The 4,645-nt window shown below is 66.9% G+C and carries 5 protein-coding genes and 4 pseudogenes; 3 read left to right on the forward strand and 6 right to left on the reverse strand.

Annotation, left to right across the window (positions count from 1 at the left end; translation table 11 throughout):
* Positions 1-300 precede the first annotated feature (300 nt).
* A complete protein-coding gene (locus AC07DU_RS33815; protein ID WP_360905140.1) occupies positions 301-570 on the reverse strand; it encodes a hypothetical protein in 270 nt (89 codons plus the stop codon).
* A 17-nt stretch (positions 571-587) separates the two neighbouring features.
* Complete coding sequence (locus AC07DU_RS33820) at positions 588-1,028, reverse strand: hypothetical protein (protein ID WP_479115758.1); 441 nt, start codon at positions 1,026-1,028, stop codon at positions 588-590.
* A gap of 61 nt (positions 1,029-1,089) precedes the next feature.
* Between AC07DU_RS33820 and AC07DU_RS33825 the strand changes: the two are divergent.
* Together AC07DU_RS33825 and AC07DU_RS33830 are read left to right on the forward strand one after the other, a co-directional pair.
* Positions 1,090-1,610: pseudogene (locus tag AC07DU_RS33825) on the forward strand (IS5/IS1182 family transposase); the annotation flags it as partial.
* Between the two features lie 203 nt (positions 1,611-1,813).
* Positions 1,814-2,173 (forward strand): hypothetical protein, encoded by a 360-nt coding sequence (locus AC07DU_RS33830; protein ID WP_479115760.1) that lies wholly within the window; start codon positions 1,814-1,816, stop codon positions 2,171-2,173.
* 122 nt (positions 2,174-2,295) lie between these two features.
* Here the strand turns inward: AC07DU_RS33830 and AC07DU_RS33835 are convergent.
* Together AC07DU_RS33835 and AC07DU_RS33840 are read right to left on the reverse strand one after the other, a co-directional pair.
* Positions 2,296-2,813, reverse strand: a pseudogene (locus AC07DU_RS33835) (transposase); the annotation flags it as partial.
* A gap of 122 nt (positions 2,814-2,935) precedes the next feature.
* A complete protein-coding gene (locus tag AC07DU_RS33840) occupies positions 2,936-3,292 on the reverse strand; it encodes a hypothetical protein (RefSeq protein WP_479115762.1) in 357 nt (118 codons plus the stop codon).
* Positions 3,293-3,493: 201 nt separating this feature from the next.
* Here AC07DU_RS33840 and AC07DU_RS33845 point away from each other — a divergent pair.
* Positions 3,494-3,822: pseudogene (locus AC07DU_RS33845) on the forward strand (IS5/IS1182 family transposase); the annotation flags it as partial.
* 54 nt (positions 3,823-3,876) lie between these two features.
* On the opposite strand, the gene AC07DU_RS33850 reads toward AC07DU_RS33845, so the two are convergent.
* Positions 3,877-4,308: a hypothetical protein gene (locus AC07DU_RS33850; protein ID WP_479115764.1), complete on the reverse strand. Its 432-nt coding sequence runs from the start codon at positions 4,306-4,308 to the stop codon at positions 3,877-3,879.
* Between the two features lie 9 nt (positions 4,309-4,317).
* Positions 4,318-4,509, reverse strand: a pseudogene (locus AC07DU_RS33855) (IS5-like element ISMt1 family transposase); the annotation flags it as partial.
* Positions 4,510-4,645: the final 136 nt, after the last annotated feature.

The raw sequence follows: 4,645 nt of genomic DNA on the forward strand, positions 1-4,645 counted from the left end.
TCTGTTCTTGCGTTTCCGACTCTATCAGACTCTTTCGTGTCCGATTTCCTCGGTGCTTTCCAGGTTCCCGCTTTCGCGTTTCCCTTTCCGGCGGTTCCGACTCTATCAGAAGTTTTCCACCGGATTTCCCCGGCTTCCGCTTCCTGGATGAAGAGTCGACTCCCCGTGCGGAATTCACCTCACAGGGGATGCTGCCGAACTGTTCAGCTCCAGGCAACCGTTCAAATCTACCTCACGGCACGCGGCCCAGTCAAAACGGCCAGCAGGCCCCCCTCGCACCCACCCTCGCCGGCCTCGCGCTCAGAGGTTGACGCGCTTCAGGTAGACGCGGCGACGGTGCGGGATGGTCTGGTACCAGACCATCAGGTGCTCGTCCTCGTACGTGCGCAGCCGCATGGGCTGGGGATCCTCGTAGAGGCTGCCGTCCTTGGGGTCGATCGCCATCGAGGCCAGGTCGACCAGGCCTTCCATGACGACGGCGACCAGCTCCTGGTGCTCCGCGGACATGTCTCCGAGCACCCACAGCCGGCTGGGATCGCACTCCCACGCCCAGCCGCTGTCGCTCTCCACTCCTTCGCCCCGCGGAGTCACTGACCGATCTCGCGCTGCGCCTCGGCGAGGATGCGGCTGCTCGTCTCCATGGCGGCCCGGAACTCTTCCTCGGTCGCGTCCGGATCGCCGGCCACCCGCTCCGCTTCGTACAGCGCGGCCGAGCGTGCGGGCCAGCGGTGGATCGCCACGTGCGTGGCCCACTTGATCAGGAAGAACCGCAACGGGTTGATCGCACCGGTCTCCGCGGCACGGTCGAACGCCTCGTTGCATTCCCTGTCGAGCACAGCGAGGCTGGCCATGTCGATCCGACGCACGGCGTCCCGCAGAGCCTCCCGCGTCATCGCCGGCTGAGGGATGAGCGGCCCGCCGTCTTCCAGCTGCTGTGCAGTCATCGCGTCCTCCAGGGGAACGCTGGCCAGGATACCCAGCCGCCCCCGATGACTCACCTGTAAGAGGGGCAACCCGAAGGTGCCCACTGGATACAGGCGATGGAGCGGTGATGGCAGTTGCTGGTCAGGTGAGCGAGAGGACTTGGCGGGGGTCCGACGGCGTGCTGACGTCCGCGAGGCCCTGGCCTCAATCATCTTCGTGGCCACCTCGGGCTGCACCTGACGCCAGCTCCCGCCGTGTTCGGTCCGCACTGGCAGACGGTCATCGGAGGGTCGCCCAGTGGGGTCGGACCGGGTCTGGACGAGGCTGCCCCCGCGTCGCCCTTGACGAACTCGGCGCCCGGCGGGCGGCAAAAGGGGCCATTGACCGGACCGAATCCGACCGACCGCGGCACGTTGAGGTGGAAGATTCGCCTGATCACCGACCGGAACGGACTGCCCCTCTCCCTGGGTATCTCCGGCGCCAAGCTGCACGACGGTCAGGGGCTGGAGCCGCTCGTGCGCGGTATCCCGCCCATCCGATCACGCCGCGGGCCACGACGCGGACGGCCGGCGAAATGCACGTATACAAGGGATACGCCCCCAACTACCTGCGCCGATGGCTCCGAGGGCGTGGAATCCGCCATCGCGTCTCGCAAGGGCTTCGAGTCGTCACAACCGCTGGGACGCCGATCGCTAAGACCGTGTCCTGTGGTGCAACGGTAGGCGCGCCCCCGTGCACACCGGCGCGCGCTCCTCGATTCGTGTGCGATCAGCGCGGTTGCTTGTGTTTGGGGCGGCTGTGCCCGGACCGGGCCGACACGGTGGGTTCGGGGCAAGAGCCGGTATTCCTCTCCGTCCCCCGCGTGCAGGCGACGAACAGGAGCGAGACCGTGGACGAAGTGCAGCCCCCGTACTTCAAGGCAGTCGGCACACCGATCAAATTCGAAGCCAGAAACATCGAAGTGCGGCGACTTTCACCCCTCGCCCTGGAAGTGCCGACCTTTTCACTGAGGGCGGCGAGCGGAGATGTGACCGGACGCTACCTGAGCCCGCACGGGCGGATCTTCACCGAGAGTGGACTCGTCCCTCAGGACTCCCCCGTGCGGGACCTCTCCTACACCTCCGAGCCCGGCGAATACGTGTGGACACACTCCGCGGACGGATCGACCCACCGACTGACAGCACTGCAGAATTGGCGTTCAACGAACGGCCAGGAGTTCCTGTTGCCTGTCGGCCGGCTCTCTTCTTGAAGGCGCACTGGGACCCAAGTCACCTGCGTGGAGGATGCCGGCGATCACTCGACGTGGGAGATGCATGACTTCGCCGGCGGTGGCTGGAAGTAGCAGACCGCCGACAGGCCCGGCCGTACGTGTCCCGGGCTGACCAGGGACATTCCCACGCGTGGGCCTGAGCGCCTACGCGGCCGGCAGGGCTTAGACCGTGTCATATGTGGTGAGGCGGAGAAGCCGCGGCCGCGATGGGGGCCGTGTCTCGTTTGGTGACCGAGCACCATCCACTTCAGAGCATGGCTGTCATGGGTGTTGGCGGCCGAGACGCCGACGACGAGGGGCAGGCCGTTCGCGTCCGACAGGACGTGCATCTTGGAACCCGCCTCGCCCCGGTCCACGGGGCTCGGGCCGGTGAGGCCGCCCCCTTTTTTGCCCTCAGGTGGGCGGAGTCGAGGACCGCTCGAGACAGGTCGAGCAGGCCGGCGTCGTACCGGCGGTGGGTCGTCGACTTCGATATCCCGAAGCAGGGCGGAAGAGCCCGCCAGGCGCAGTCGGAGACCAGCAGGTAGATGATCGCGGCGAACAGCGTCTCATCAGGCGTGTCCTGCGTCCCGCCGCCCTGCAGCCGCACCCGAGGGGGCGGGATCGTCGGCTTCGCGATCTTCTCCTGGCTGGCACGGTGCCGTCGTCTTCACCGTCGCTACGAACGCAAGGCCGAGCACTTCCTCGCCCTCGTCGGCAGAGCGTCATCCCTCATCGTCTGCCGCCGATTAGCCCCCCTGATCACGGTCTGAGCCGGTCCTCCTGAACGTCGAAGCAGACCAGGCCCATCGAGTCCGCCACGGATACCGCGTACGCCGAGGCCTCCCCGGCCATGCTCCACCGCATTCCGAAGTAGATGAGCGGCCCGCTTGCGTCGCGGAGCAGCGGCCCGGTGGACCAGGGCGAGGTGTCCTCCTCGTCCTCAGGGAGATCGCACCACCGCTCAAGAAGAGCGGCGACGTAGGCCGCGATACGGTCGGTCGCAGGCTCCTCGACATCGCTGTCGATATAGCGGTCGTACAGGTCACTGAAGACCCGGCCGGCGGTCTTGTCATCCACCGGCCGGTCACCTTCCCACACAGCCAGGTCGTAGCTCATGCCCGGAGGGTCTCACACGGCACTGACACACATCTGAGCCGGTCAACAGCGCGCGAGACAGCCATGAGAAACGACGTCTGAGCTCGCTCTTTATGGTCTGGCCTGGTCACGTTCGATGATGGCCTTCGGGGCGTCGGACGGCTTTGCCCACGTCGTAGCGGGTGGCGGGCCGCTAGTTCTTCGAGCCGAGCGGATCTTGCCGTGGCTGGCGTGATCACGGCGTCGGAACCGCCTTGGATAGCCCCGTTCACTGGGCTGAGCCCGTAGCAGTTCGGCAAGCTGGTGACCCTGCTGACGTGAGGGTGCGGATCCGGTCCGCAAGGGCCGGCCGTGGAGCCTTCCGCTGGAGGACCGGGTCCTGCTGGCGGCCCCGTATTGACGCACGAAACTCACGATGCGGCAGCTCGCCCCTCAAGACCACCACGATCGCCGACGGCGGCTACCCCGGCACCGGGCTCCTCATCCCACACCGCTCGCAAGCGCGCCAGATCGAACTGCCGACCTGGAAAGAGGCACACAACAAGTCCAACGGCAGGGCCGGCAACGACGACTTCAGTATTTGTCCGGCCCCGGTCAGGACCGGGTCACCAGCACGACCGCGGGTCTTGTACGTGCTCTGGTGAGTGCCGGTCCTCTCCCCTACCCAGGCCGGTCGGGACCAGAAAGCCGGGGTCCGCGTCCCACGGCGGGGCAGCGACATGCACCCGCTGGGTACCTGGGATGCCCACCTCGACGAGGATCCCGCCGCGGAACATCCACAGACCGAACAGGTCGTCGTCCTCGTCGTGCAGCATGACCTGCACGCAGGCGGGCTCGTTCCACGGCAGGGACTCTAGGTCCTTGAGCACGCCGCGACGCCGGTTCCACCGCTCGAACTCGATGTGCCAGCCCCCTACGAACCAGGGGATCTGCACGAAGCAGCCGTGCCAGGTGCGGGCCTCGTCCGGCCGCGTCAGCGGCTCCATCACCTCGTCCTCGTACCGCGCCAACACGATGACCTGCGCCATTCTGCTCATGCCCACATGTCACACCGCGCCGGGTACCGAGGGCAATCGATGGGCTGCGGCGGTCGCGGTGCCCAGGTAGACACCGGCGTTCGTCGTAGCGGGTGGCGACGGCTCGGTGCTGTTTGAGCCGGTTGATGGCCCGTTCGATGGTGTTGCGTTCGTGTACCGGTCCTCGTCGAAGCCGGGTGGTCGTCCGCCGGCCTGAGCCTTTGCCGGCCCAGTCCCTCCCCCCTTCCCGATGACCGGCCCGGAAACGCAGAAAAGCCCCGCACCGAACCCGTAAGGGCTGGTGCGGGGCTTCCGCAATGATTGTTCGGCGGCGTCCTACTCTCCCACAGGGTCCCCC

Source organism: Streptomyces sp. NPDC045695, assembly GCF_056432025.1.